The 665-nt window shown below is 47.2% G+C and carries 1 protein-coding gene; it reads left to right on the plus strand.

The window, feature by feature from the left end:
* Positions 1 to 68: 68 nt before the first annotated feature.
* The coding region (locus LG003_RS23140) for an ISAs1 family transposase (protein WP_262981777.1) at positions 69 to 665 on the plus strand (597 nt) is incomplete at its 3' end.

Genomic DNA, 665 nt, shown 5'->3' on the forward strand with positions numbered 1-665 from the left:
TAACACCTCTTGAATGAGAAGTAATGGCATGATCTAATGAACCTTATTTCTCTTCTAATCGTTTGCATATGACCCTGATTGAACATTTATCCGTTGTGAAAGAAACACGCTCTGATATTAATCGTCAGTACGACCTGATTGATGTGATTTTCCTTGTCGTCAGTGCCATCATGGCGGGAGCCGAAGGCTGGCAAGACATTGAGACTTACGGCCGGGCAAAAATTAAGTGGCTGCAAACATATCGTCCATTTCCTACTGGGATACCCCGTCGGCATACGATTGCCAGAATACTGCGCGCTATCGAGCTGGATTCCCTGCTGGAAGCCTTACTCAACTGGGTTAATGAGCAGCGTGAATTGGGGAGCAAACCTGTCATCGCTTTTGATGGGAAAGTTCTGCGACGCGCCTATCGTAACGACAAGAAAAACGCCGTCCAACTGGTCACTGCCTATGATACCGAGGCGGGATTGGTGTTAAGCCAGAAAGCGACTGCGACCAAAAATGGGGAAATCAGTATCGTCCGCCAGATGCTGGATATCCTTAACCTAAAAGGCAGTATCGTGACCCTTGATGCTCTGCATTGCCAGCGTGAAACACTGGAAAAAATCAGCGAAAAGAAAGCGCATGTGGTTGTGCAGGTGAAGAAAAATCAACCTAAGCTGTGG

Source organism: Photorhabdus kleinii (assembly GCF_025384885.1).
GTDB classification, from domain to species: domain Bacteria; phylum Pseudomonadota; class Gammaproteobacteria; order Enterobacterales; family Enterobacteriaceae; genus Photorhabdus; species Photorhabdus kayaii.